This is a genomic window from Pseudomonas sp. D1-36 (assembly GCF_051132205.1).
In the GTDB taxonomy this organism is placed as follows: Bacteria; Pseudomonadota; Gammaproteobacteria; order Pseudomonadales; family Pseudomonadaceae; genus Aquipseudomonas.
The window spans coordinates 2,857,926-2,879,820 of sequence record NZ_CP071674.1; the positions used below are offsets into that span (position 1 = coordinate 2,857,926).

A 21,895-nucleotide genomic window follows, 5' to 3' on the forward strand; every position below is an offset into this window, starting at 1 on the left:
TAGGCGATCAACACCGGTTGGCCGATGGCGAGCGCTGCGGGGATCGGCAAAGTGGGGCCATTGAAACCCAAAGGACCACAACGATGAAAATGAAAACCTGTGCCATCGCCGCTTTTTTCGTGCTGGCTGCTCCCTTTGTCCAGGCTGCGGAGACCGCGCCGTTCGTCTATCGCACCGTCGTCGAGCAACCGCAAAAGCAAACCGACCGGGAAATAGCGGGGCTTTTCGACCGCTGGAACGCAGCACTGCAAACCGGCAGCGCCAGCGCGGTGACCGCCCTCTACGCGCCGGATGCGGTATTGCAACCGACTGTTTCCAACAAGGTGCGCAGCACACCGGACCAGATCCAGGATTACTTCGTGCACTTCCTGGCGGCCAAGCCGGTCGGGGTAATCAACTACCGGGAGATCCGTCACCTGGGCGCCGACGCTGCGATGGACAGCGGGGTCTACACGTTCACGCTGATCCAGGCCGACGGTTCCAAGCGAGAGGTCCAGGCGCGGTACACCTTCCTCTATGAACGACTCGACGGGCAGTGGAAAATCATCAACCATCACTCATCGGCCATGCCTGAAGTGCCCAAGACCCTCCACGCCAGCCATTGAGACCGCCGGTGCCTTTGTCATATGTCAGCCCCGGCACCGTCGGCACATCCCACTCTGCGCCAAGGTGTGCGCGCCAATATCGAGAACGTCGCGGATAAACGGTATTGAAGTTCGGCGGGGGCTTCGGATGACAGTGAGCCGGGGTTGACGCTGCGACGCCTCGGACTTATCTGGTTTCGGCGACCGTGGATTTTTGAATGTGGTTCTCTGAAGTGGAGGTATATCCGTTACCAGGATGACGGATATACAAACCGGCCAAGAGCAGCCTCAACCACCCCGAAACAGATCCCGCGAGTCCAGCAACCGCCAGGCAATCTCAGGCCGCTTCTCCAGCCCCCGGCGAATCGCAGCCGGGATCGACTGGCGAATCTTGCGGCACAGCCCCGGCTGCTCCTGGAATTCGATGGCAATACCGCGCATCGTCCGAACCTCGTTATAGCCGGGCTCGATGGTTACCCGCACACCCAGGTTCTCGAACAACCGCTGCTGCAACCGTTCAAGCTCGTCCAGGCTCTGGATATTTTCCAGTCGCTCAAGCAGGCGTTTCTCTTCCTGGCGGTTCAGGCAAAGGATGCGCAGATCGCTGCCCGGCGTTTGCAGCAACGCATCACGCCCGCAATCACAGACGCCAGGCGGGCAGGGGGGACGGATGGGCATCGACGCGGTCATGGGCTCCACAAGCTCTGCAACACGACAAACCGCCTTCGGCGTAGGGACGATCCAGGCAATGTGATGCCTGACGGCGTGTCGGTCAACCCTTCGGGAAGGCCGCCTGTCCGCACTTCATGGGGGGCCGCTCGTCAGTTTCGCCAGGATCCGATCAAATTTTCCAAGGCCAGGCGTGTTCAAGAAGACAGGCACGTCGCGGCCCGCTTCGTCAGTGGGCCGCGCCTGGAAAAAAGGAGAACCCATTTGATGCAACCCAATCCGTCTACCTTGCCGCTGCTGGAGGAGCTGCTGATGGCCCGTGGGCCCGGCGGGCAGGAGCATGAAGTGCGCGACATCTGCCTTCGGGAGCTGAAACCGCATTGCGACGAAACCTGGGTCGACCCGGCGGGCAATGTCATCGGGCTGATCAAGGGCGCCCGGCCGGACACGAAGCCGCATCAGTCGATCCGGATCATGGCGCACCTGGACGAGATCGCCATGCTGGTCAAGCGCATCGAGTCTGACGGCACGTTGCGCGTGGTGGCCCTGGGCGGTGCCAATCCGATCAACTTCGGGGTCTGCCCAGTGGACATTCTTGGCGACCAGGATTTCATTCCTGGCGTGTTGTCGTTCGGGTCGATGCACAGCACCGGTGAAACCCACCAGGGCGCGGACGTGTTGTCGGGAAACGTCAATTGGGGTGACGTCCATGTGATTACCCGTCGCACGAGCGAGCAATTGCAGGCCCATGGGGTACGCCCCGGCACGCGGGTGGTGTTGAGCCAGCACTGGCGACGACCGTTCCGGGTCGGCGACGCCATCGCCGCGCATTTCCTGGACGACCGCGCGCCCATGGTGGCTGCGCTCCAGGCCGCCACGCTCTTGGCCGAGCGCCGTAAAGAGCTGCCGCACGACGTTTATTTTGTTTTTACCACCCAGGAAGAAGAGTCCAATGCCGGCGCCCTTTATGCCGCCAGCCATTTGCCCGGGGACGCCACGGTGGCGGTCGAGGTCGGCCCCGTGGTCGCGGAATACGCGACCCGATTGGGCGTCGATCCGATCATCAACACGGGTGACAAGAATGGCTGTTACCACCGTGGGCTCGTCGACCAGCTGTACCAGGCCGGTAAACGCAGCGGGCTGACACCACAATTTGCCTTGTTGGCGGATTTCGCCAGTGACGCCAGTGCGATCATGAGCAGCGGGGCGTCCGCCCAAGGCGGTTGTATCGCAATCCCGACCGAAAATACCCACGGCTATGAGCTGATCGTGGAAGGCAGTATCGAGGCTTGCGCGGTGACATTGCTGGAATTCTTGTTGAGTCGACGTAGTGCCTGACGCCACGGGGATCAATGTGGGAACGAACCTGCTCGCGAAGGCGGCGGCCCATCCAATATTGCATTGGCTGATACACCGCATTCACGAGCAGGCTCGCTCCCACAAGGGTTTGGTTACAGCCCCAGCTCAGAAAGGCCTGGGTGATCGTCCGGCCGACGGCCCAGCGGCCAATGGAATTTACGTTCGCTTTCCTTGATCGGCATGTCATTGATGCAGGCGTAGCGGTTGGCCATCAGGCCGTTCTCATCGAATTCCCAGTTTTCATTGCCGTAGGAGCGGAACCAGTTGCCCGAGTCGTCGTGCCATTCATAGGCGTAGCGCACGGCAATACGGTTGCCAGTAAAGGCCCAGAGCTCCTTGATGAGCCGGTAGTCGAGTTCCTTGGCCCACTTGCGGGTCAAAAACGCCTTCGCTTCTTCCCGGTTATGGGCGAATTCAGCGCGGTTACGCCATTGAGTATCGAGAGTGTAGGCCAGCGATACTTTCTGCGGGTCACGACCGTTCCAGCCGTCTTCGGCCAGGCGAACTTTTTCGATAGCTGTTTCACGAGTGAAAGGTGGCAGCGGTGGGCGAACTTCGGCAGAGGACGACATGGCCAATCTCCAGATAATGAACGTGGGTTGCACGATTGCTTTACAGCGAGGGTCTTTACGAGCGGTCCTGCGGTTTACACGTGTTGCTTATTCAATCGCCAACAACATCTTCAGGACGTCTTGGGCCTGATCGGCAGCATCGTGATCGCCCATGACGAGCGCGAGGGTAATGGCGCCGTCAATCAGGATGAGCAGCTGTCGGGCAAGCACGTGCGGCTGCTCAATACCCTGTTCGGTACACAAGCGGGTCACATAGTCGAGCAATGCCTGTTTGTGCATTTTCGCAACCTGGCGGACCGGATCCTGAGGGTCGCCGGTTTCGCCGCTTGTGTTGATGAATGCACAACCACGGAAGCCTTCGCTCTGGAACCAGCCCTTGAGCACGGGAAACAGGCTGAACAAACGTGCGAGGGGTGTCGGCGCCTTGCCCACTTCGCTGCTGAACCACTGCATCCAGCGTTCATCACGGCGCTTGAGCGCCGCGACGACGAGCTCCTCCTTGTTGGCGAAGTAGCGGTAGATACTCTTCCTGGAGACGCCGGCGGTTTTTACCAGAAGATCCATGCCGGTGGCCGCGATGCCACTTCTGTAGATCAACTTTTCGGCGACATCAAGGATGATGTCTCGTGTTTCAGTGCCAGTGATTTCGTTCATGCGACTTAAAGTAGAACGGTCATTCTCCTTGGTCAAATATTTTTTCATCTCGACGGGGAGACCCCAAGCCACGCGTCATGGTGTAAGCTCATCGGTTCTTCGGAATCGACTTTTTGCGAGCCCTATGCCGTCGCTTTTCAAACGTTCCTTGCTGCCCAAGCTGCGCAGCTTTCCACTCACCGCCGACGCCGTGACGATCCTCGACGGTGCCGCCGAGTTTCGCCGTTGCCTGCTTGAGAAAATCGCCCAGGCCACCCAGCGCATCTACATCGTCGCCCTCTACCTGCAAGAGGACGAGGCCGGCCAGGAAATCCTCGATGCCTTGCATGCCGCCAAAACCGCACGTCCCGAACTGGACATTGCGGTGGTGGTGGACTGGTTGCGGGCGCAACGTGGGCTGATCGGGGCCAAAAAACAGCCGGGCAACTCGGCGTGGTATCAAAAACAGACCCGCGCCCATGCCAGCGAAGTGCCGATCTACGGCGTGCCGGTGCAGACCCGCGAGCTGTTCGGGGTACTGCACCTCAAAGGCTTCGTGATCGACGACTGTGTGCTCTACAGCGGTGCGAGCCTCAACAACGTCTACCTGCACAAGTTCGACAAGTACCGCTACGACCGTTATCACCTGCTGCAGAACGCCCCGCTGGCCGATTCGATGCATCATCTGGTGCAACATGGCCTGATCGCCTCCAGGGCCGTGCATCGCCTTGACCTGCCGGACCTGCCCAGCACCCGCAGTTTGCGCAAGGACATCGGCGACCTGCGCAGCCGCCTCAAGTACGCGGCCTACGACACCACGGCGGGCAGCCTCGACAAGAATGGCCTGTCGGTGAGCCCGTTGCTGGGCGTCGGCAAGAACAACCCGCTGAGCAGGGTGATCGGTGAACTGATCGCCGGCAGCCGCAAGCAACTGACCATCTGCACGCCGTATTTCAACCTGCCATTGGCTGTAACGCGGGAAATCAACCGTGCCCTGGCTCGCGGCGTGCGAATCGACATCATCGTTGGCGACAAGACCGCCAACGATTTTTATATTCCTGCGAGCGAGCCGTTCAAGATCATCGCTGCGTTGCCCTACCTGTACGAAATCAGCCTGCGTCGCTTCGCCAAGCGGCACCAGCGCTACATCGACAGCGGCCAGTTGAACCTGCACCTGTGGCGAGACGGCGACAATACCTACCACCTCAAGGGCATGTGGGTGGACGAGCGCTATACCTTGCTCACCGGCAACAACCTCAACCCACGGGCGTTTCGCCTGGACCTGGAAAATGCCCTGTTGCTGGACGATCCCAAGGGCGAGTTGTCGGGACCGCGCCAGGCCGAGCTCGAGCGGATCTATCGGCACACCCAGCGAATCGAACGCTACCTGGACCTGGAAACCCTGCCGGATTACCCCGCAGCGGTGGGCAAGTTCCTCAAGCGCGTCAGCCGGGTGCGAATAGAGCGTCTGCTTTACCGGATCCTGTGAAAACCCAGGCCATGTCGGAAAAAGACACCATCTCGGTCCACTTGGTGCGCGAAGCACTGCTGCAAAGCTGTGCCCCTGGCGCTGCGACCGACGAGGTGCTGCGCAAAGTGGGCATCGACCCGGCGTTGCTCGGCGATGCCCTGGCGCGGGTCCCGGCCCATGCCTATGCGCAGCTTTGGCGCCTGCTGGCGAGGCGCCTGGATGATGAATTTTTCGGCATGGACCCGCGCAAGCTCAAGTCCGGCAGCCTGGCCTTTCTGTGCCGCTGCGCCATGGCCCAGCCGACATTGGCCTCCGGGCTGACGGCGGGGCTGGGGTTCCTTTCGCTGATGCTCGAACACCTGCCGGCGCAATGGGCTCGCCAACAAAGCCTGGCGGAAATTGTCCTGCTCGAAGAAGACCAGACACCGCGCCGGGCCTTCACGTATTTCACCTATTGGATGATCGTCCATGGCGTGGCCTGCTGGCTGGCCGGGCGACGCATTCCGATCCTGTCCGTCGAGTTGCGGTGCCCGCAGCCCGACTTCTGTGATGATTACCGCGTCATGTTCTCCCAGAACCTGCGCTTCGACCGGCCCCGTACGCGGATGATCTTTTCCGCCGACTGCCTGGACCTGCCCATCCGCCGCAGTCCCGAGGAGCTCAAGCGCTTCCTGGCCCAGGCACCGGCGAATATCCTGGTCAAGTACCGCGACCCGCAAAGCCTCTCCAGCCGCATTCGCCATGACCTGCGCCAGCTGCCCGCCGAGCAGTGGCCGGAAACCGAAGCCCTGGCCCAGCGGTTATGCGTTTCCGCCTCGACCCTGCGCCGACGCCTGGCAGAGGAGGGGCAAACCTACCAGGGCCTCAAGGACGGCGTCCGCAAGGAACTGGCCATTGCCTGGCTGGCCGAACCTTCCATCAGTTTCGTGGAAATCGCCTCGCGCCTGGGGTTCGCCGACGCCAGTTCGTTCTACAAGGCGTTTCGCAAGTGGTCCGGGTCCAATCCTGGGCACTATCGCAGCTTGATTCTCAACGAGGCGGGCTGACGGCCCGCACAGCCAACGCCTACTTTGGTCCATGGCCAAACCAGTCAAGCAACTTGAAGGCTTTGACCATTGCCGCGCCGCCTCTTCGGCGCGAGTATTTCCCTGCTATTCACGGTTCCCCCCACCAATAAAAAGTACAGAGGGATTCTGGTCATGCGCGATTATTCGTCCGCCACGTCGCAGTTCGATTACCTGAACACCGTCAATGCCTCGTTGCACGGCTCGCTCGAAGCGCTCAATGCCTGCGTCGAATGCTGCGACAGGCACACCTTGCCGGGGCGCATCGCCTTGTTTTGGGAGGGCCGTGACGGCAGTGACGCGACCTGGACTTACCGTGACCTGCAGGACAACGCGGCGCGCTTCGCCAATTTCCTGCGCGCCCAGGGCGTCGGCAAGGGTGACAGGGTGGCCGGCCTGTTGCCGCGCACTGCCGAATTACTGATCGTGGTGCTCGCCACCTGGCGCATCGGCGCGGTGTACCAGCCGCTGTTCACCGCGTTCGGCCCGAAAGCCATCGAACACCGCCTCGGCAGCTCCGGGGCACGGGTTGTGGTCACTGACGCCGTCAACCGTCCAAAACTCACTGAGGTTGCCGATTGCCCCATCGTCGTCACGGTCGGCGGGAAAAAGGGCGAGGGCATCGTTCGTGGCGATTTCAGCTTCTGGGCCGAAGTCGCCAATCAGCCCAACCAGTGCGAACCCCTGATGCTGACTGGCGAAGACCCGTTCCTGCTGATGTTCACCTCCGGCACCACCGGCCCGGCCAAGGCGTTGTCGGTGCCGCTCAAGGCGATCATGGCGTTCCAGAGCTACATGCGCGACGCCGTTGACCTGCGCCCCGAAGACGCGTTCTGGAACGTTGCCGATCCCGGCTGGGCCTACGGCATCTATTTTGGCGTGACCGGGCCTTTGGCGATGGGGCATCCGATCACGTTCTACGACGGCCCGTTCACCCTGGACAGCACCTGCCGGGTCATCAATAAATACGGCATCACCAACCTCGCGGGCTCGCCAACGGCCTATCGCCTGCTGATCGCTGGCGGCGAGCAGTTCGCCCGCTCAATCAAAGGCAAGCTGCGCATCGTCAGCAGCGCCGGCGAGCCGCTGAATCCGGAAGTGATCCGCTGGTTCGCCGACAACCTGGACGTGGTGATCCACGACCATTACGGCCAGACTGAACTGGGCATGGTGCTGTGCAATCACCACGGCCTCAAGCATCCGGTGCACCAGGGCGCCGCGGGTTTTGCCTCGCCGGGCCATCGCATCGTGGTGCTGGATGAAAGCCATCAGGAGTTGGGCGTCGGCCAACCGGGCATTCTTGCGGTCGACCGTAGCCAGTCACCCATGTGTTGGTTCGCCGGCTACCAGGGCGGGCCGACCAAGGCCTTCGTCGGCGATTATTACCTGAGTGGCGACACCGTCGAGTTCAATCCGGACGGCAGCATCAGCTTCGTCGGGCGCAGCGATGACGTGATCACCACGTCCGGCTATCGCGTTGGCCCGTTCGATGTGGAAAGCGCGTTGATCGAGCATCCGGCGGTGGTCGAAGCTGCCGTGGTCGGCAAGCCCGATCCGGAACGTACCGAGCTGGTCAAAGCCTTTGTGGTGCTCAGCGCCCAGTACCGCGCCGCGCCAGAGCTGGCCGAAGAGCTGCGGCTGCACGTGCGCAAGCGCCTCGCTGCCCATGCGTATCCGCGAGAGATCGAATTTGTCAGCGACTTGCCGAAAACCCCAAGCGGCAAATTGCAGCGCTTTATCTTGCGCAACCAGGAAATCGCCAAAGCTCAAGAGGCTGCGGCGAAGAACGTTTCAGCTTGAATCCAAGGAAACCATGATGCAGATCGACAACAAGATATTCCTCGTCAGCGGTGGCGCTTCCGGCCTCGGCGCGGCCACCGGTGAAATGCTGGTCAAGGCCGGCGCCAAGGTGATGCTGCTGGACCTCAACGCCGACGCCGTGGCCGCCCAGGCGCAAAAGCTTGGCTGCCAGAGCGTGGTCGCGGACATCAGCAACGAAGCAGCCGCCGAAGCGGCGATCAAGGCCACGGTCGATGCGTTTGGTGGCCTCAACGGCTTGGTCAACTGTGCAGGGATCGTGCGCGGCGAGAAGATCCTCGGCAAGAACGGTCCTCACGCCCTCGCCAGTTTCAGCCAGGTGATCAACGTCAACCTGATCGGCAGTTTCAACCTGTTGCGCCTGGCCGCTGCGGCCATTGCCGAAACCGAAGCCAACGCCGACGGCGAGCGCGGTGTGATCATCAATACCGCGTCGGTGGCGGCCTTCGACGGCCAGATCGGCCAGGCAGCCTATGCCGCATCCAAGGGCGCGATCGCCAGCCTGACCCTGCCGGCCGCCCGTGAGCTGGCACGCTTCGGCATCCGTGTGATGACCATCGCGCCGGGCATTTTCGAAACCCCGATGATGGCCGGCATGACCCCGGAAGTGCGCGACTCCCTGGCCGCCGGCGTGCCGTTCCCGCCGCGCCTGGGCAAACCCGCCGAGTACGCGGCGCTGGTCCGGCATATCATTGAAAACAGCATGCTCAACGGCGAGGTGATCCGTCTCGACGGCGCCTTGCGCATGGCCGCCAAATAGGAGGATTTGTCATGTCCCATGATCCAATTGTCATCGTCAGCGCTGTCCGCACCCCGATGGGCGGCTTCCAGGGCGAACTCAAAAGTCTGACCGCGCCGCAGCTGGGTTCCGCCGCCATCAAGGCTGCCGTGGAGCGTGCCGGCATCGCACCGGACACGGTTGAAGAAGTGTTGTTCGGGTGTGTGCTCGCCGCAGGCCAAGGCCAGGCGCCGGCACGGCAGGCAGCCCTCGGCGCCGGGCTCGACAAATCGACCCGTTGCACCACACTCAACAAGATGTGCGGTTCGGGCATGGAAGCAGCGATCCTCGCCCATGACATGCTCGTCGCCGGCAGCGCCGACGTCGTGGTGGCGGGCGGCATGGAAAGCATGTCCAACGCCCCGTATCTGCTGGACCGTGCTCGCGCCGGCTTGCGCATGGGCCACGGCAAGGTGCTGGACCACATGTTCCTCGACGGCCTCGAAGATGCCTACGACAAGGGGCGCCTGATGGGCACCTTTGCCGAAGACTGCGCCGAGGCCAACGGCTACAGCCGTGAGGCCCAGGATGCCTTCGCCATCGCGTCCACCACCCGCGCGCAACAGGCAATCGAGGATGGCAGTTTCGATGCCGAAATCGTGCCGTTGCAGGTCATGGTCGGCAAGGAACAGGTCACCGTTCGCCACGACGAGCAACCGCCCAAGGCACGCATCGACAAGATCCCCACGCTCAAACCGGCGTTCCGCGAAGGCGGTAGCGTGACGGCGGCCAACTCCAGCTCGATTTCCGATGGCGCCGCAGCCCTGGTGATGATGCGCCAGAGCCAGGCGCAACAGCGCGGCCTCAAACCGCTGGCGGTCATCCATGGCCATGCGGCCTTTGCCGACGCCCCGGGCCTGTTTCCCACGGCGCCGATTGGCGCGGTCAAGAAGCTGATGGGCAAGACTGGCTGGTCGCTGGGCGAGGTTGATCTGTTCGAAGTCAACGAAGCTTTTGCCGTGGTGGGCGTGGTAACGATGGACAAGCTGGAAATCCCCCATGACAAGGTCAACGTCCATGGGGGCGCCTGCGCCCTGGGCCATCCGATCGGTGCATCCGGCGCACGGATCCTGGTGACCTTGTTGTCGGCCCTGCGCCAGAAGAGCCTCAAGCGCGGCGTCGCGGCCATCTGCATCGGCGGCGGCGAAGCCACGGCCATGGCCGTCGAATGCCTGTACTAAGGAACTGCCATGCTCCCGACTGAAGAACAGACACAAATCCGCGACATGGCTCGGCAATTCGCCCAGGAGCGTTTGAAACCGTTCTCGGCTGAATGGGACCGCGAGCATCGTTTTCCCAAGGAGGCCATTGGTGAAATGGCCGAGCTGGGCTTTTTCGGCATGTTGGTGCCGGAACAGTGGGGCGGCTGCGACACCGGTTACCTGGCCTACGCGATGACGCTGGAAGAAATCGCCGCCGGCGACGGCGCGTGCTCGACCATCATGAGTGTGCACAACTCGGTGGGTTGCGTGCCGATCCTGAAATTCGGCACTGACGAGCAGAAAGCCAGGTTCCTCACACCCCTGGCCAGCGGCACGATGCTCGGCGCCTTTGCCCTGACCGAGCCTCAGGCCGGCTCCGACGCCAGCAGCTTGAAGACCAGGGCGCGGTTGGAGGGCGACCATTACGTGCTCAACGGCAGCAAGCAGTTCATCACGTCCGGGCAGAACGCTGGGGTGGTCATCGTGTTTGCGGTCACCGATCCGAGCGCCGGCAAGCGCGGTATCAGTGCTTTCATCGTGCCCACCGACTCGCCGGGCTACAGCGTGGCGCGGGTCGAAGACAAACTCGGCCAGCACGCCTCCGACACTTGCCAGATCCTCTTCGAGGACCTGAAGGTGCCTGTGGCCAATCGCCTGGGAGAAGAGGGCGAGGGCTACAAGATCGCCCTGGCGAACCTGGAAGGCGGGCGGGTCGGCATTGCCGCGCAGTCGGTGGGCATGGCACGCGCGGCATTCGAAGCGGCGCGCGACTATGCCCGTGAGCGCCAAAGTTTCGGCAAACCGATTATCGAACATCAAGCCGTGGCGTTCCGCCTGGCCGACATGGCGACTCAAATCGCCGTGGCACGGCAGATGGTTCATCATGCCGCAGCCCTGCGCGATGGCGGCCAGCCTGCGCTAGTGGAAGCATCCATGGCCAAACTGTTCGCCTCGGAAATGGCCGAGCAGGTCTGCTCCAAGGCGCTGCAAACCCTGGGCGGCTACGGTTACCTCAACGATTTCCCGCTGGAGCGCATCTACCGCGACGTGCGGGTCTGCCAGATCTACGAAGGCACCAGCGATATCCAGCGCATGGTCATTTCGCGCAATCTTTGAACAAGGAATCCTGCATGAATTACGAAACGATTTTGTTGGAGATCAAGGACCGCGTCGGCCTGATCACGCTAAACCGTCCTCAGGCGCTGAATGCGCTCAACGCGCAGATTGTCAGCGAGCTGAACCAGGCGCTGGACAGCCTGGAGGCGGACCCGCAGATCGGTTGCATCGTGCTGACCGGCTCGAAAAAAGCCTTCGCCGCCGGCGCCGACATCAAAGAGATGGCCGAGCTGACCTACCCGCAAATCTATTTGGACGATCTGTTCAGCGACAGCGATCGCGTTGCCAATCGCCGAAAGCCGATCATTGCGGCGGTGAACGGTTTTGCCTTGGGCGGCGGGTGCGAGTTGGCGTTAATGTGCGACTTCATCCTGGCGGGTGACAACGCCAAGTTCGGCCAGCCGGAAATCAACCTCGGCGTGCTGCCGGGCATGGGCGGCACCCAGCGTCTGACCCGCGCCGTGGGCAAGGCCAAGGCTATGGAAATGTGCCTCACAGGGCGTTTTATCGATGCGGTCGAGGCCGAGCGTTGCGGCATCGTTGCGCGGATCGTGCCGGCTGATGAGCTGCTGGACGATGCAATGAAGACGGCGGCACTGATCGCCTCCAAGTCCGTGCCTATCAGCATGATGATCAAGGAAAGCGTCAACCGCGCTTTTGAAGTCAGCCTGTCCGAAGGCGTGCGTTTCGAGCGGCGGGTATTCCACGCCGCGTTTGCGACACAGGACCAGAAGGAAGGCATGGCGGCGTTCGTGGCCAAGCGTGCGGCGGCGTTCCAGGACAAGTAAGGCGGCGTTCCGACTGACCCAATCGCGAGCTAGCTCGGCCCCACAGTGGATCTGAGGTGTACGCGCCATTGCGTACGCCTCCAAACCCTGTGGGAGCGAGCTAGCTCGCGATGTTTTTCCCGCCGTTACGCCAGGTAGTGCTTGAGTTCGCGGGCAATGACCATGCGTTGTATTTCGCTAGATCCTTCGTAGATCTGGGTAATCCGCGCATCCCGGTAGTAGCGCTCCACCGGATAATCCTCCAGATACCCGTACCCCCCATGGATCTGTATCGCCGACGAGCAGACTTTCTCGGCCATTTCCGAAGCAAACAGCTTGGCTTGCGACGCTTCCGACAAGCACGGTTTGCCAGCGCTGCGCAGGCGCGCGGCGTGGAGGATCAGCAGGCGGGCGGCGTTCAGGCGGGTGTGCATGTCGGCCAGCAGGTTGGCGATGCTCTGGTGCTCGATGATTGGCTTGTCGAACTGAACACGATCGCGGGAATAGGTCAGGGCCGCTTCAAACGCTGCGCGGGCGATGCCTAGTGCCTGGGCGGCAATGCCGATGCGACCGCCTTCGAGGTTGGAGAGCGCAATGGCCAGGCCTTTGCCTCGGGCACCCAGCAGATTGGCCTCGGGCACGGTGCAGTTGCTCAATGTCACCGCACAGGTGTCGGAAGCGCGAATGCCCATTTTGTGTTCGGAGCGATCGACATTGAAGCCCGGGGTATCGGTCGGCACCAGGAACGCCGAGATGCCTTTCTTGCCCAGGTCCGGGTCGGTCACAGCGAAGACGATCGCCAGCTTCGCCCGTTTGCCATTGCTGACGAACTGCTTCGCGCCGTTGATCACCCATTGGCCGTCCCGCAGCTCGGCGCGGGTGCGCAGGTTGTGGGCTTCGGAGCCGGCCTGGGGTTCGGTCAGGCAAAAGCAGCCGATCGCCTGGCCGCTGGCAAGATCCGCCAGCCACGCCCGCTTTTGCTCATCGGTGCCGAAATTGAGGACCGGCCCGCAACCCACCGAGTTATGAATGCTCATCAATGCGCCCGTGGCACCGTCGCCAGCGGAGATTTCTTCCACGGCGAGGGCGTAGGCCACGTAATCGACATAGGTGCCGCCCCATTCCTCCGGCACGACCATGCCCAGCAGGCCCAACTCGCCCATCTTCGCCACCAGGCCGTCGTCGATCCACCCGGCTTTCTCCCAGGCCTGAGCGTGGGGCGCGATTTCACCGCGGGCGAAGTCACGGGCCATGTCGCGGATCATCACTTGTTCTTCGGTCAGCTCAAGGTCTTGCATGATCAATTCCCGTGGTAGTCGAGGCCGTCGAAGAAACTCGCCACGACCGAGGCGTCCAGCGCCTCCAGGGTCGGCGGGTTCCAGCGCGGGCGCTTGTCTTTATCGATCAGCAAGGCGCGTACGCCTTCGATCAGGTCACCGCGCTCGAACCACTGGCGGTCCAGGTGCAGCTCGAGGGCGAAACAGTCTTCCAGGCTCAAGTGACGGCCGCGACGCAACATTTCCAGGGTCACCGCCATGGCCAACGGCGAGCGGGTTTCCAGCAGATTGGCGGTTTCCATCGCCCAATCATGGCTGTTGGCAACCGTGACCTGACGCAACTGCTCGACCATGCTCGGCACATCGGGCAGAGCGAAGAAATGGTCGATGACGGACCGCAAATCGGCGAGGGGCGGTGCAGGTAGCTGTTGAACCGCCATTTTTGCCAGCAGGCTTTGCAAGTCCTTGAGTGGGGTATCGCGCCACTCCAGTCGATCGAGACGCTCATCGAGCTGGGCAAGCTTGCGGCTATCGAGGTACCAGTCGGCGAGCCCACAGTACAACGCGTCGGCGGCGCGGATGTGCACACCACTGACGCCCAGGTAGATCCCCAGCTCACCGGGAATGCGCGGCAGGAAATAACTGCCGCCCACGTCCGGGAAATAACCGATGGACACTTCAGGCATGCCCAGGCGAGTGCGCTCGGTCACTACCCGCAGGTCGGCGCCTTGCGCCAGGCCCATGCCGCCGCCCAGCACGAAACCGTCCAACAGGGCCAGAATGGGCTTGCGATAGTGGTGGATGGTCAAGTCGAGGGCGTATTCCTCGACGAAGAAGTCTTCATGCAGGGTATCGCCCTGCTTGTGGCTGTCGTACAGCGAGCGGATATCACCGCCGGCACAGAACGCCTTGTCGCCGGCACCGCGAAGGACCACCGCGCGAATCTGCGCATCCTGCGCCCAGGCATCGAGTTGCTGTTGCATGCTGCGCACCATGCCCAAGGTAAGGGCATTGAGGCCGGCGGGGCGGTTCAGGGTCAAGTGGCCAATGTGGTTGCGGACGTCGAACAGCACCTCGTATGGCGCGGTCTCGACGCCGTCCGCAGCTTGGGATGAAACCTGAGCTGTCATCGCTAACTCCCTGCTTTTATTGTGTTTATAAATAATGTCGCGCGTACCCGGTCGGGATCGTAACAGTGCAAATTTGCATTGCACAACCGGGATACGTGCAGGTCCTGTCTGCATATTTATAGCAGCCACAGGCTCAACCGCGACCCGACAGCACCTCCGTGATGCTGCGGCGCTTGGCATGGCGCTCGCTGGCGTGGATCAATTGTTCGAGATCCTCGGGAGTTACGTCGAAGAATGCTTCCATTTCCTCGAGCGCAAGCTTCAAGTCTTCGGCGGTGATGGCCTGGCGATCCACGGGCGGGTGGTCGGCCGGAATGGCGGCGACCGGCTCGCTGGCGCGCTTGGGGTAGCGTACGCGCGTCAGGTTGTTGTAGGCCAATGCGAAGGCGAGCAGACCGGAGCCGGCCAGCATCGAAGCGCCAAGCGCCTGCCAATCCAGGGCAATGATCGAATGATCCGCCAGCACCAGCGTGGCCGCCAAGGCCCCCGCCGGCGGGTGCAGGCAACGCAGCCAGCACATCAGAACCAGCGCCATGCCGGCCGCCAGGCAAGCGCTGCCCAGTGTTCGGCCGAGCACATGGGCGACCAGCAACGCCACGACTGAAGCACAGAGGTAACCGCCAAAAATCGACCAAGGCTGGGCCAGGGCGCCCGACGACACGGCGAACAACAATACCGCCGAGGCCCCGAGAGGGCCGATCAGGTGTTGCGCCACTTCGAGGCCAAACACCTGGCCGCAGAGCCAGACACTGAACATTGTTCCTAAAGCCATGCCGATCGCGGCACGGCTCCATTCGGTGGGACGGGTATTGATAGCAGCGGGGAACCAGCGAGAAAACATTAAGCGGAGATCCAAAAAGCCAACAAAAAAGGGGCTTACGGGAGAATCCCAGAAAGCCCTTTAAGTGTTCCAACATTTGGGGGAGGAACGGAGCACAGTGTGCCGCTCGGCTCTCTTGCTTACAAATTCATATTAATGCTGGTTGAGTTCATTTATTTTGTAGTTAGATCAAGCGCTTCTGGCTTGCAACCAAGGCTGGTGGGCAATGGGCAAGCTGCATGACTGTCCGCGGCCCATCGGGAAATAGACGAAACCTCTGTCCGCCATGCGTTCCGGTTCATAGAGGTTTCGCCCATCAAAAATCACCGGCGCGTTCAGGCGCTGCCGGATCAGCTGGAAATCGGGGGCCTTGAACGACTGCCATTCGGTGCAGATGATCAACGCATCGGCGCCGGCCAGGACTGACTCTGGCGTTCCCATCAGCATCAGTTTCGGCTCGTTGGGGTAGAGCAGCTGGGTCTGTTGCATTGCTTCGGGGTCAAACGCGCGGACGTTGGCCCCAGCCGCCCACAACGCTTCCAGGAGCATGCGACTGGGGGCGTCGCGCATGTCGTCGGTGTTGGGCTTGAAGGCCAGGCCCCACAGGGCAAAGTTCTTGCCGTGCAAGTCGCCCTGGTAGTAAGCATTGATGCGTTCGAACAGTTTGTGTTTCTGCCGCAGATTGATGGACTCCACCGCCTGCAGCAGGTCACTGGCGCAATGGGCTTGCCGCGCTGTATGAATCAAGGCCCGCATGTCTTTGGGGAAGCACGAACCGCCGTAGCCGCAACCGGGATAAATGAAGTGATAGCCGATGCGCGAGTCAGCCCCTATGCCCTGGCGCACCGACTCGATGTCGGCACCAAGGTGTTCGGCCAGTTCGGCGATCTGGTTGATGAAGCTGATCTTGGTCGCCAGCATGCCGTTGGCCGCGTATTTGGTGAGCTCGGCGCTGCGCACGTCCATGAACAGGATCCGGTCGTGGTTGCGGTTGAATGGCGCATACAGCTCGCGCATGGTTTCCCGAACTTCCTCGCGCTCACAGCCGATCACGATGCGATCGGGACGCCGGCAATCGGAGACCGCGGAGCCCTCCTTGAGAAATTCGGGATTGGACACGACATCGAATTGCAGCAGGCGCCCGGCCTTGAGCAGGCACTTATCGATGTGGGCGCGCAGGATATCGCCAGTGCCCACCGGCACGGTGGACTTTTCCACCACCACCAGCGGCTGTTCGCCGTAGCGGGCAACGGCTTCAGCGACGGCGAGGACTTGGCGCAGGTCCGCCGAGCCGTCTTCCCTGGACGGCGTGCCGACGGCGATGAACACGACCTGCCCATGCCGGACGGCCATTTGTTCGTCGCTGGTAAAACGCAAGCGCCCGGCATCGAGCCCCTCGCGTACCAGCGTCGCCAGGCCGGGTTCGAAAATACTCACCTGGCCCTGGCGCAGGTTCTCGATCTTTTGCTCGTCGATGTCCATGCACACCACGTCATGACCGACCTCGGCCAACACGACGGCTTGCACCAATCCAACGTAACCACTGCCGAACACGCTGATCTTCATGGCGAACTCCCTGGACCATCCCGAGCGGCCGCACCCAGCGGTACACCGCGGTGCGCTCGTTTCAGAATAGGGCGAGGATGTTGCAGTTCACTGACAGCCTGCCGGGGCAGGGTCCGCCGCCAGCCGGTATTGGGCAGGCAGTTGCGCGCTGAATTCTTCAACCACCTCCCGGGTCTGGGTGACGATGTCTTCGACCCGCTCCATGCCCGCGCCGGTGCGCCAGCTGGCGACCACGTCCATCACCGAGGGCAGCGGCACGCCATCCACCAGCCTCAACGTGCCCTGGGCCAGTTCGCCTTGAACCAGGGCCGCGGGCATGGCGCCTATGCCAAAGCCGTCGCGCACCAGCCGCGTGATGGCCGACGCCGAATTCACGCAATTGATGCGCGGCGAGACGATATTGGCCGAGTGCAGCAAATTGAGGATGTCCTGGTGCGGACGCGAGTTGCGCGAAAAGGTCACGATGCGCTCCTGGGATAATTCTTCCAGCGAAGCATAATCGCGGTCATAGGCGGAGCCGGTGCGCACCACCCAATGCATCGGATAACGGGTCAAAAGCGTATTGCGCACGCTGTCCAGGCGCAGGATGTCGGTTTGGAAGATGATGTCCTGATAGCCTTTTTCCAACTGCGAGCACAGGTTGCTCGCGGTATCGGCCGACAACTCGATTTCCAGGGCCGGGTAGCATTCCATCAGCCGTGTCACCAACGGGCTGAGCCAGGTATGGATCACCGTGTCCATCGCGCCGATGCGGATCCGACCGCGCACCTGACGGGGATCCTTGATCACCGCCTTCATGCTTTGCATGGTTTCCATGATGCGCTCGGCATATTCGAGTACCCGCAGGCCTTCGGATGTCAGCGACACGCCCTTAGGATCGCGGACGAACAAGCGCACGCCCATTTCATCTTCAAGGGCCGCGATACGGCTGGAAATCGACGCCTGGGTGGTGAAGAGCTTTTCCGCCGTCAGCCGGAAGCTTTTCAAGCGGGCGACCCAGACGAAGGTTTCCAGGAACTTGATATTCATGTCGGGCAGCTCCTTGAAACGAAGAGGCAGGGAAATCCAAGGGCGATCAAACCGTTCGATCACTCCTGACTGACAGGTATTGGATCACGTCTTCAAGCGCGCTTGAATCCGGCACCGCATCCATGGCGTCATCAACGCTGCACCACGGGTACGCCAAACGCGACACCCAGGCCATGACTGCCGATAGATCGTCTGCAGGCAAGGTTTTCATGTGTGCAATGGTGATGGTGAGTCCCTCAGCCAACCATGACTGGGGCCTGAATCGCCAGTCATACCGGCCACACCCGACCCGGACTTCACCGCTGTGCTTGTCCGCCATGGCGACCATCCAACGGCACTGTAGCGTCTCGGCGTTGGACGCAGGAGGAGCGTCCAGGCAAAACGTGTAGACGTTCTCGAAGGTCTGGTTGAAACGGCTCACCAGCACATCACCGATGGCGCCACGGCCTTGGACATGATCGGGGAATGAAATGGATCCGGTGCATACCACCATGTCCAGGGTCGCGTCATTGGTAAACGCCTGGTCCAGCAGGTGGGGGCGGTTGCCGTCCTTGGCGCGGATGTACTGCTCGATCGATCGTCGCGGGCTGTTCATCAAATCTCCGTCTCCGGGTCGATACATCACAATGCGCTGTTCCATAGATCGGTGACCAGCATGCAACCCGGCGCGTGAGTGATACACAGCGGCGGACGCGACGCCTTGACCACCGATTGCGGCGTCACGCCACAGGCCCAGAATACCGGTATTTCATCGCTTTCGACCGGTACCGCATCGCCGTAGTCCGGCGTCTCCAGGGACTCAATGCCGATCAACGATGGATCGCCAATGTGTACCGGGGCGCCATGGACGCCGGGCATGCGCCCGGTGATCTGGATCGCCTGGATCGCCGCCGCCGCTTTCATCGGGCGCATGCTCACGACCATTTTGCCAGACAGTCGCGCGGTGGGGCGTGTGTCGATGTTGGTGCGGAACATGGCGACGTTGCGACCCAGGTCGATGTGCCTCATCCGAATGCCGGCCTCAAGCAACGGTTGCTCGAAAGAAAACGAACAGCCGAGGGCGAAAGTCACCAGGTCATCGCGCCAAAGGTGTTCGATGTCCGAAGGTTCCTCACTTATCTCTCCGTGGTGAAAGACCCGGTAGCTTGGGACCTCGTGGCGGATGTCGATGGGAGCGCCCAGGTTGCGCAGGAAGGGGTCACCCGGTTCCGTCACGTCCAGCACCGGACAAGCCTGACGGTTGAGCGTGCAGTAGCGCAGGAACTCGTCGGCCCAGTCTCCCGGCAGGATCACGATATTGGCTTGGACCCGACCCTGGCCCAGGCCGCTGGTATGGCCGTGGTATTGCCCGGCGGCGATTTTCTGGCGCAAGGCTTGCGGTGAACACTGCTGCAGTTGCTCGAGGGACAGGGCTGATGGACTCATCGCAGGGGCTCCGTTGGGTTCTTTTTCTGAGTGAGTCCTTTTTAGAAAATCCCGGCGATGGCGTCCAACAAGGAAAATTGCTACCCCCTGACAAGTAAAAGTTATTCGACCGTCGACAGCCCCGGTGCCGCGACCATGCGTTGCGGTCCGACGTCCGTGGCGTACTGGCAGACCACTTGGCGGCTCATGTGCACGATGCTTTCGATCAGTTCGAGCCCCACGCCGGCCCGCCACGATGCGACGACATCGAGCTGGGGAAGGGGCGCGCCCGGTTCCAGCTGGATCAACTCGCCACGGGCCAGCGGCTTGGTCACCAGCGCCGCGGGCAGCGCACCAATGCCGAAACCGTCGCGTATCAGTCGCGTCATCGCCGATACCGAATTGACGCAACTGACCCTCGGCGTACCGACGCCATGGGCATACAGCAGGTTGAGCACATCCTGGTGAGGCCGTGAATGCTTGACGAAAGTGATGATGCGCTCGCTCGCCATTTCCGCCAGCGAGGCGTAGGGCCGGGCGTAAATCGATTGGCTGGCGGCGATCCAGTGCATCGGGTAATGCCCCAGCTCGAGATTGCGCACGCTTTCGTGGCGGACCAGGTCGGTCTGGAAGGCGATGTCCAGGTAACCTTTTTGCAGCTGCTCACAAAGATTTCGCGCCGCGTCGGCGGTGATTTCGATCTCCACGGCGGGAAACGCCTGCATCAGCATCGACATCAACGGGCTCAGCCAGGTGTGAATCACCGTGTCCATCACACCGATGCGCACCAGGCCTTGCTGTGGGGTGCTGTTGTCCAGGGACTGCTTCAACTCGCGCTGGACGTCGAGCATTCGCTCGGCATATTCAAGGACCTTGGTGCCTTCCGGGGTCAATGACACGCCCCGTGAATCACGCACGAACAGGCGCAGGCCCAGCTCGTCTTCCAACGAGGCGATCCGGCTGGAAATCGCGGCCTGGGTGCTGAACATCTTTTCGGCGGTCAGGCTGAAGCTTTGCAGGCGAGCGACCCAGACGAAGGTTTCGAGGAACTTGAGGTTCATGGTGGCTCTCTTGGCGTTTATCGTTCTTATCGTTGCAATTGTTACTCCAGATAGGGCTTCGGCGCGCATCAAATTTTCTTATGTCCGCACCTGGTTTTTTCCCGTTTGACGCTGTATCGCGCCACTGCGAAGAATCCGCCCCGTGGCGAGGGAGCTTGCTCGCTTAAGCGCGCAGCGCTCAGCGTGAATGGGGCCGCTGCGCCCGAGGCGTCGGACCGGCCCAGCGGGAGCAAGCTCACTCGCCACAGTATCCGCACTGCCCCAAATAATAAGCGAGGCGCGTACGCCGTCCCCGAAGGGATCGTTCGCGCCCACAAAAAGGAGCACGCCATGCCCTGTTTCATCGATACCCACTGGAGCCGTTCGCCCATTGGTCCCTTGCTCGGCCTGGGCCTGATCGGCGCGCCGGTGGCCCATGCCGATTTCATTGGCGACAGCAAGGCCAGCCTGGAAGCTCGCAATTTTTATTTCAACCGCGATTTCAGGCAGGAGGGCGCTCGGGACAAGGCCGAGGAATGGGCGCAAGGGTTCTTGTTGCGCCTGGAGTCGGGGTACACGGCCGGCACCGTGGGTTTTGGTCTCGACGCCTTGGCCATGGCCGGCATCAAGCTGGACTCGGGCGGCGGCACGGCGGGTACCAATCTTTTGCCCGCGGACCTGTCCGGTGGCTCCCAGGATCGCTACGGCGAAGTCGGGCTCACCGCGAAAATGCGCTTGTCCAACAGCACGCTGAAAGCCGGGACGCTGCAGATCAAGGACCCGGTGGTGAATTCCAACGACACGCGCCTATTGCCGAGCACCTTCAAGGGCGGGCTGTTGAACGTGCAGGAAATCGACCGCCTCAAGCTCACCGCCGGGCAGCTCTCCCAGATCAATTTCGTCGATTCCACCGACTATCAAGACATGACCGCCAATCGCATCGGCGGCACCAGCGACAGGTTCCAGTTCGCCGGGGCGGACTACCAGCTTCTGCCCAATCTCACGGCGCAGTACCGCTACGGCAAGCTCGAGGATATCTACCAGCAGAACTACCTCGGCTTCGTCCACACCCTGGACCTGGGCGATGGCCAGTCACTGAAAAGCGACGTGCGTTACTCGCGCAGCACCGAGGACGGCAGTTTCCGCAGGATCGATAACCAAGCGTTCGGCGCACTGTTCACCTACAGCCTCGCTGGCCACGGGTTCGGGCTGGGCTATCAGCGCATGAGCGGCGACGATCCATTCCCCTACATCTCCCGCAGCGATCCCTATCTGGTCAACTTCGTGCAGATCGGCGACTTCGCCAACACCGACGAACGCTCCTGGCAAGCCCGCTACGACTACAACTTCGCCGCCCTCGGTGTGCCGGGCCTGACATTCATGACCCGCTACATCAGTGGCGACAACGTGCAACGCAGCGCGCCAGGGGAGGGCCAGGAATGGGAGCGCAACACCGACATTGCCTATGTGATCCAGGACGGCACATTGAAAGGGCTGGGTTTCAAATGGCGCAATGCAACGGTGCGTTCGAACTTCGGCAATGACCTGGATGAGAACCGTTTGATCGTCAGCTATACGATGGCGTTGTGGTGAGTC

General features: G+C 61.7%; 21 protein-coding genes. 10 read left to right on the plus strand and 11 right to left on the minus strand.

Annotation, left to right across the window (positions count from 1 at the left end):
* Positions 1 to 83: 83 nt before the first annotated feature.
* A complete protein-coding gene (locus J3P76_RS12710; protein WP_434700791.1) occupies positions 84 to 605 on the plus strand; it encodes an SgcJ/EcaC family oxidoreductase in 522 nt (173 codons plus the stop codon).
* A 267-nt stretch (positions 606 to 872) separates the two neighbouring features.
* On the opposite strand, the gene J3P76_RS12715 is transcribed toward J3P76_RS12710, so the two are convergent.
* Positions 873 to 1,274: a hypothetical protein gene (locus J3P76_RS12715; RefSeq protein ID WP_420763936.1), complete on the minus strand. Its 402-nt coding sequence runs from the start codon at positions 1,272 to 1,274 to the stop codon at positions 873 to 875.
* A 246-nt stretch (positions 1,275 to 1,520) separates the two neighbouring features.
* On the opposite strand from J3P76_RS12715, the gene J3P76_RS12720 reads away from it, so the two are divergent.
* Positions 1,521 to 2,591, plus strand: a complete 1,071-nt coding sequence (locus tag J3P76_RS12720; RefSeq protein WP_434700792.1) for a M28 family peptidase — start codon at positions 1,521 to 1,523, stop codon at positions 2,589 to 2,591.
* A 113-nt stretch (positions 2,592 to 2,704) separates the two neighbouring features.
* On the opposite strand, the gene J3P76_RS12725 is transcribed toward J3P76_RS12720, so the two are convergent.
* On the minus strand, positions 2,705 to 3,184 hold the full coding sequence (locus J3P76_RS12725) for a DUF1348 family protein (protein WP_434611466.1): 480 nt from the start codon (positions 3,182 to 3,184) through the stop codon (positions 2,705 to 2,707).
* An 87-nt stretch (positions 3,185 to 3,271) separates the two neighbouring features.
* Positions 3,272 to 3,838 (minus strand): TetR/AcrR family transcriptional regulator, encoded by a 567-nt coding sequence (locus tag J3P76_RS12730; protein WP_434702038.1) that lies wholly within the window; start codon positions 3,836 to 3,838, stop codon positions 3,272 to 3,274.
* 124 nt (positions 3,839 to 3,962) lie between these two features.
* Here J3P76_RS12730 and pssA point away from each other — a divergent pair, with 124 nt between their 5' ends.
* The 7 genes from pssA to J3P76_RS12765 all read left to right on the plus strand — a co-directional run bounded on the left by pssA (position 3,963) and on the right by J3P76_RS12765 (position 12,054).
* Positions 3,963 to 5,306, plus strand: coding sequence for a CDP-diacylglycerol--serine O-phosphatidyltransferase (gene pssA / locus J3P76_RS12735; RefSeq protein ID WP_420763939.1), 1,344 nt, complete (start codon positions 3,963 to 3,965; stop codon positions 5,304 to 5,306).
* 11 nt (positions 5,307 to 5,317) lie between these two features.
* Positions 5,318 to 6,334: an AraC family transcriptional regulator gene (locus tag J3P76_RS12740; RefSeq protein ID WP_434611462.1), complete on the plus strand. Its 1,017-nt coding sequence runs from the start codon at positions 5,318 to 5,320 to the stop codon at positions 6,332 to 6,334.
* Between the two features lie 153 nt (positions 6,335 to 6,487).
* Entirely contained in the window at positions 6,488 to 8,152 is a 1,665-nt protein-coding gene (locus J3P76_RS12745) for an AMP-binding protein (RefSeq protein ID WP_434700793.1), read from the plus strand.
* A gap of 16 nt (positions 8,153 to 8,168) precedes the next feature.
* The gene (locus tag J3P76_RS12750) at positions 8,169 to 8,930 is read left to right on the plus strand and encodes an SDR family NAD(P)-dependent oxidoreductase (RefSeq protein ID WP_434700794.1); all 762 of its coding nucleotides are present in this window, start codon (positions 8,169 to 8,171) and stop codon (positions 8,928 to 8,930) included.
* Positions 8,931 to 8,941: 11 nt separating this feature from the next.
* Entirely contained in the window at positions 8,942 to 10,129 is a 1,188-nt protein-coding gene (locus J3P76_RS12755; protein WP_434700795.1) for an acetyl-CoA C-acyltransferase, read from the plus strand.
* A 9-nt stretch (positions 10,130 to 10,138) separates the two neighbouring features.
* Entirely contained in the window at positions 10,139 to 11,266 is a 1,128-nt protein-coding gene (locus J3P76_RS12760; RefSeq protein WP_434700796.1) for an acyl-CoA dehydrogenase, read from the plus strand.
* A gap of 14 nt (positions 11,267 to 11,280) precedes the next feature.
* Positions 11,281 to 12,054, plus strand: coding sequence for an enoyl-CoA hydratase (locus J3P76_RS12765; protein WP_420763945.1), 774 nt, complete (start codon positions 11,281 to 11,283; stop codon positions 12,052 to 12,054).
* A gap of 125 nt (positions 12,055 to 12,179) precedes the next feature.
* Here J3P76_RS12765 and J3P76_RS12770 read toward each other — a convergent pair whose 3' ends face one another.
* The 8 genes from J3P76_RS12770 to J3P76_RS12805 all read right to left on the minus strand — a co-directional run bounded on the left by J3P76_RS12770 (position 12,180) and on the right by J3P76_RS12805 (position 20,320).
* Positions 12,180 to 13,331 (minus strand): acyl-CoA dehydrogenase family protein, encoded by a 1,152-nt coding sequence (locus tag J3P76_RS12770; protein WP_434700797.1) that lies wholly within the window; start codon positions 13,329 to 13,331, stop codon positions 12,180 to 12,182.
* Positions 13,332 to 13,333: 2 nt separating this feature from the next.
* Positions 13,334 to 14,440, minus strand: a complete 1,107-nt coding sequence (locus J3P76_RS12775; RefSeq protein WP_420763947.1) for an enoyl-CoA hydratase/isomerase family protein — start codon at positions 14,438 to 14,440, stop codon at positions 13,334 to 13,336.
* Between the two features lie 133 nt (positions 14,441 to 14,573).
* Positions 14,574 to 15,281, minus strand: a complete 708-nt coding sequence (locus J3P76_RS12780) for an HPP family protein (RefSeq protein ID WP_434564052.1) — start codon at positions 15,279 to 15,281, stop codon at positions 14,574 to 14,576.
* A 168-nt stretch (positions 15,282 to 15,449) separates the two neighbouring features.
* On the minus strand, positions 15,450 to 16,826 hold the full coding sequence (locus J3P76_RS12785; RefSeq protein ID WP_434700798.1) for a UDP-glucose dehydrogenase family protein: 1,377 nt from the start codon (positions 16,824 to 16,826) through the stop codon (positions 15,450 to 15,452).
* An 87-nt stretch (positions 16,827 to 16,913) separates the two neighbouring features.
* Positions 16,914 to 17,855: a LysR family transcriptional regulator gene (locus J3P76_RS12790; RefSeq protein ID WP_434564051.1), complete on the minus strand. Its 942-nt coding sequence runs from the start codon at positions 17,853 to 17,855 to the stop codon at positions 16,914 to 16,916.
* A gap of 46 nt (positions 17,856 to 17,901) precedes the next feature.
* Entirely contained in the window at positions 17,902 to 18,450 is a 549-nt protein-coding gene (locus J3P76_RS12795) for a hypothetical protein (protein ID WP_434700799.1), read from the minus strand.
* Positions 18,451 to 18,476: 26 nt separating this feature from the next.
* A complete protein-coding gene (locus J3P76_RS12800) occupies positions 18,477 to 19,280 on the minus strand; it encodes a putative hydro-lyase (protein ID WP_434700800.1) in 804 nt (267 codons plus the stop codon).
* Positions 19,281 to 19,381: 101 nt separating this feature from the next.
* Entirely contained in the window at positions 19,382 to 20,320 is a 939-nt protein-coding gene (locus J3P76_RS12805) for a LysR family transcriptional regulator (protein WP_434564048.1), read from the minus strand.
* Between the two features lie 330 nt (positions 20,321 to 20,650).
* Here J3P76_RS12805 and J3P76_RS12810 point away from each other — a divergent pair, with 330 nt between their 5' ends.
* Positions 20,651 to 21,892, plus strand: coding sequence for an OprD family porin (locus J3P76_RS12810; RefSeq protein ID WP_434700801.1), 1,242 nt, complete (start codon positions 20,651 to 20,653; stop codon positions 21,890 to 21,892).
* The last annotated feature ends 3 nt before the right edge of the window (positions 21,893 to 21,895 follow it).

Excerpts from the sequence above, each read along its gene's own strand:
- J3P76_RS12710 (WP_434700791.1), top strand. The coding sequence starts at position 84 with ATGAAAATGAAAACCTGTGCCATCGCCGCTTTTTTCGTGCTGGCTGCT.
- J3P76_RS12715 (WP_420763936.1), bottom strand. The coding sequence starts at position 1,274 with ATGACCGCGTCGATGCCCATCCGTCCCCCCTGCCCGCCTGGCGTCTGT.
- J3P76_RS12720 (WP_434700792.1), top strand. The coding sequence starts at position 1,521 with ATGCAACCCAATCCGTCTACCTTGCCGCTGCTGGAGGAGCTGCTGATG.
- J3P76_RS12725 (WP_434611466.1), bottom strand. The coding sequence starts at position 3,184 with ATGTCGTCCTCTGCCGAAGTTCGCCCACCGCTGCCACCTTTCACTCGT.
- J3P76_RS12730 (WP_434702038.1), bottom strand. The coding sequence starts at position 3,838 with ATGAACGAAATCACTGGCACTGAAACACGAGACATCATCCTTGATGTC.
- pssA (WP_420763939.1), top strand. The coding sequence starts at position 3,963 with ATGCCGTCGCTTTTCAAACGTTCCTTGCTGCCCAAGCTGCGCAGCTTT.
- J3P76_RS12740 (WP_434611462.1), top strand. The coding sequence starts at position 5,318 with ATGTCGGAAAAAGACACCATCTCGGTCCACTTGGTGCGCGAAGCACTG.
- J3P76_RS12745 (WP_434700793.1), top strand. The coding sequence starts at position 6,488 with ATGCGCGATTATTCGTCCGCCACGTCGCAGTTCGATTACCTGAACACC.
- J3P76_RS12750 (WP_434700794.1), top strand. The coding sequence starts at position 8,169 with ATGCAGATCGACAACAAGATATTCCTCGTCAGCGGTGGCGCTTCCGGC.
- J3P76_RS12755 (WP_434700795.1), top strand. The coding sequence starts at position 8,942 with ATGTCCCATGATCCAATTGTCATCGTCAGCGCTGTCCGCACCCCGATG.
- J3P76_RS12760 (WP_434700796.1), top strand. The coding sequence starts at position 10,139 with ATGCTCCCGACTGAAGAACAGACACAAATCCGCGACATGGCTCGGCAA.
- J3P76_RS12765 (WP_420763945.1), top strand. The coding sequence starts at position 11,281 with ATGAATTACGAAACGATTTTGTTGGAGATCAAGGACCGCGTCGGCCTG.
- J3P76_RS12770 (WP_434700797.1), bottom strand. The coding sequence starts at position 13,331 with ATGCAAGACCTTGAGCTGACCGAAGAACAAGTGATGATCCGCGACATG.
- J3P76_RS12775 (WP_420763947.1), bottom strand. The coding sequence starts at position 14,440 with ATGACAGCTCAGGTTTCATCCCAAGCTGCGGACGGCGTCGAGACCGCG.
- J3P76_RS12780 (WP_434564052.1), bottom strand. The coding sequence starts at position 15,281 with ATGTTTTCTCGCTGGTTCCCCGCTGCTATCAATACCCGTCCCACCGAA.
- J3P76_RS12785 (WP_434700798.1), bottom strand. The coding sequence starts at position 16,826 with ATGAAGATCAGCGTGTTCGGCAGTGGTTACGTTGGATTGGTGCAAGCC.
- J3P76_RS12790 (WP_434564051.1), bottom strand. The coding sequence starts at position 17,855 with ATGAATATCAAGTTCCTGGAAACCTTCGTCTGGGTCGCCCGCTTGAAA.
- J3P76_RS12795 (WP_434700799.1), bottom strand. The coding sequence starts at position 18,450 with ATGAACAGCCCGCGACGATCGATCGAGCAGTACATCCGCGCCAAGGAC.
- J3P76_RS12800 (WP_434700800.1), bottom strand. The coding sequence starts at position 19,280 with ATGAGTCCATCAGCCCTGTCCCTCGAGCAACTGCAGCAGTGTTCACCG.
- J3P76_RS12805 (WP_434564048.1), bottom strand. The coding sequence starts at position 20,320 with ATGAACCTCAAGTTCCTCGAAACCTTCGTCTGGGTCGCTCGCCTGCAA.
- J3P76_RS12810 (WP_434700801.1), top strand. The coding sequence starts at position 20,651 with ATGCCCTGTTTCATCGATACCCACTGGAGCCGTTCGCCCATTGGTCCC.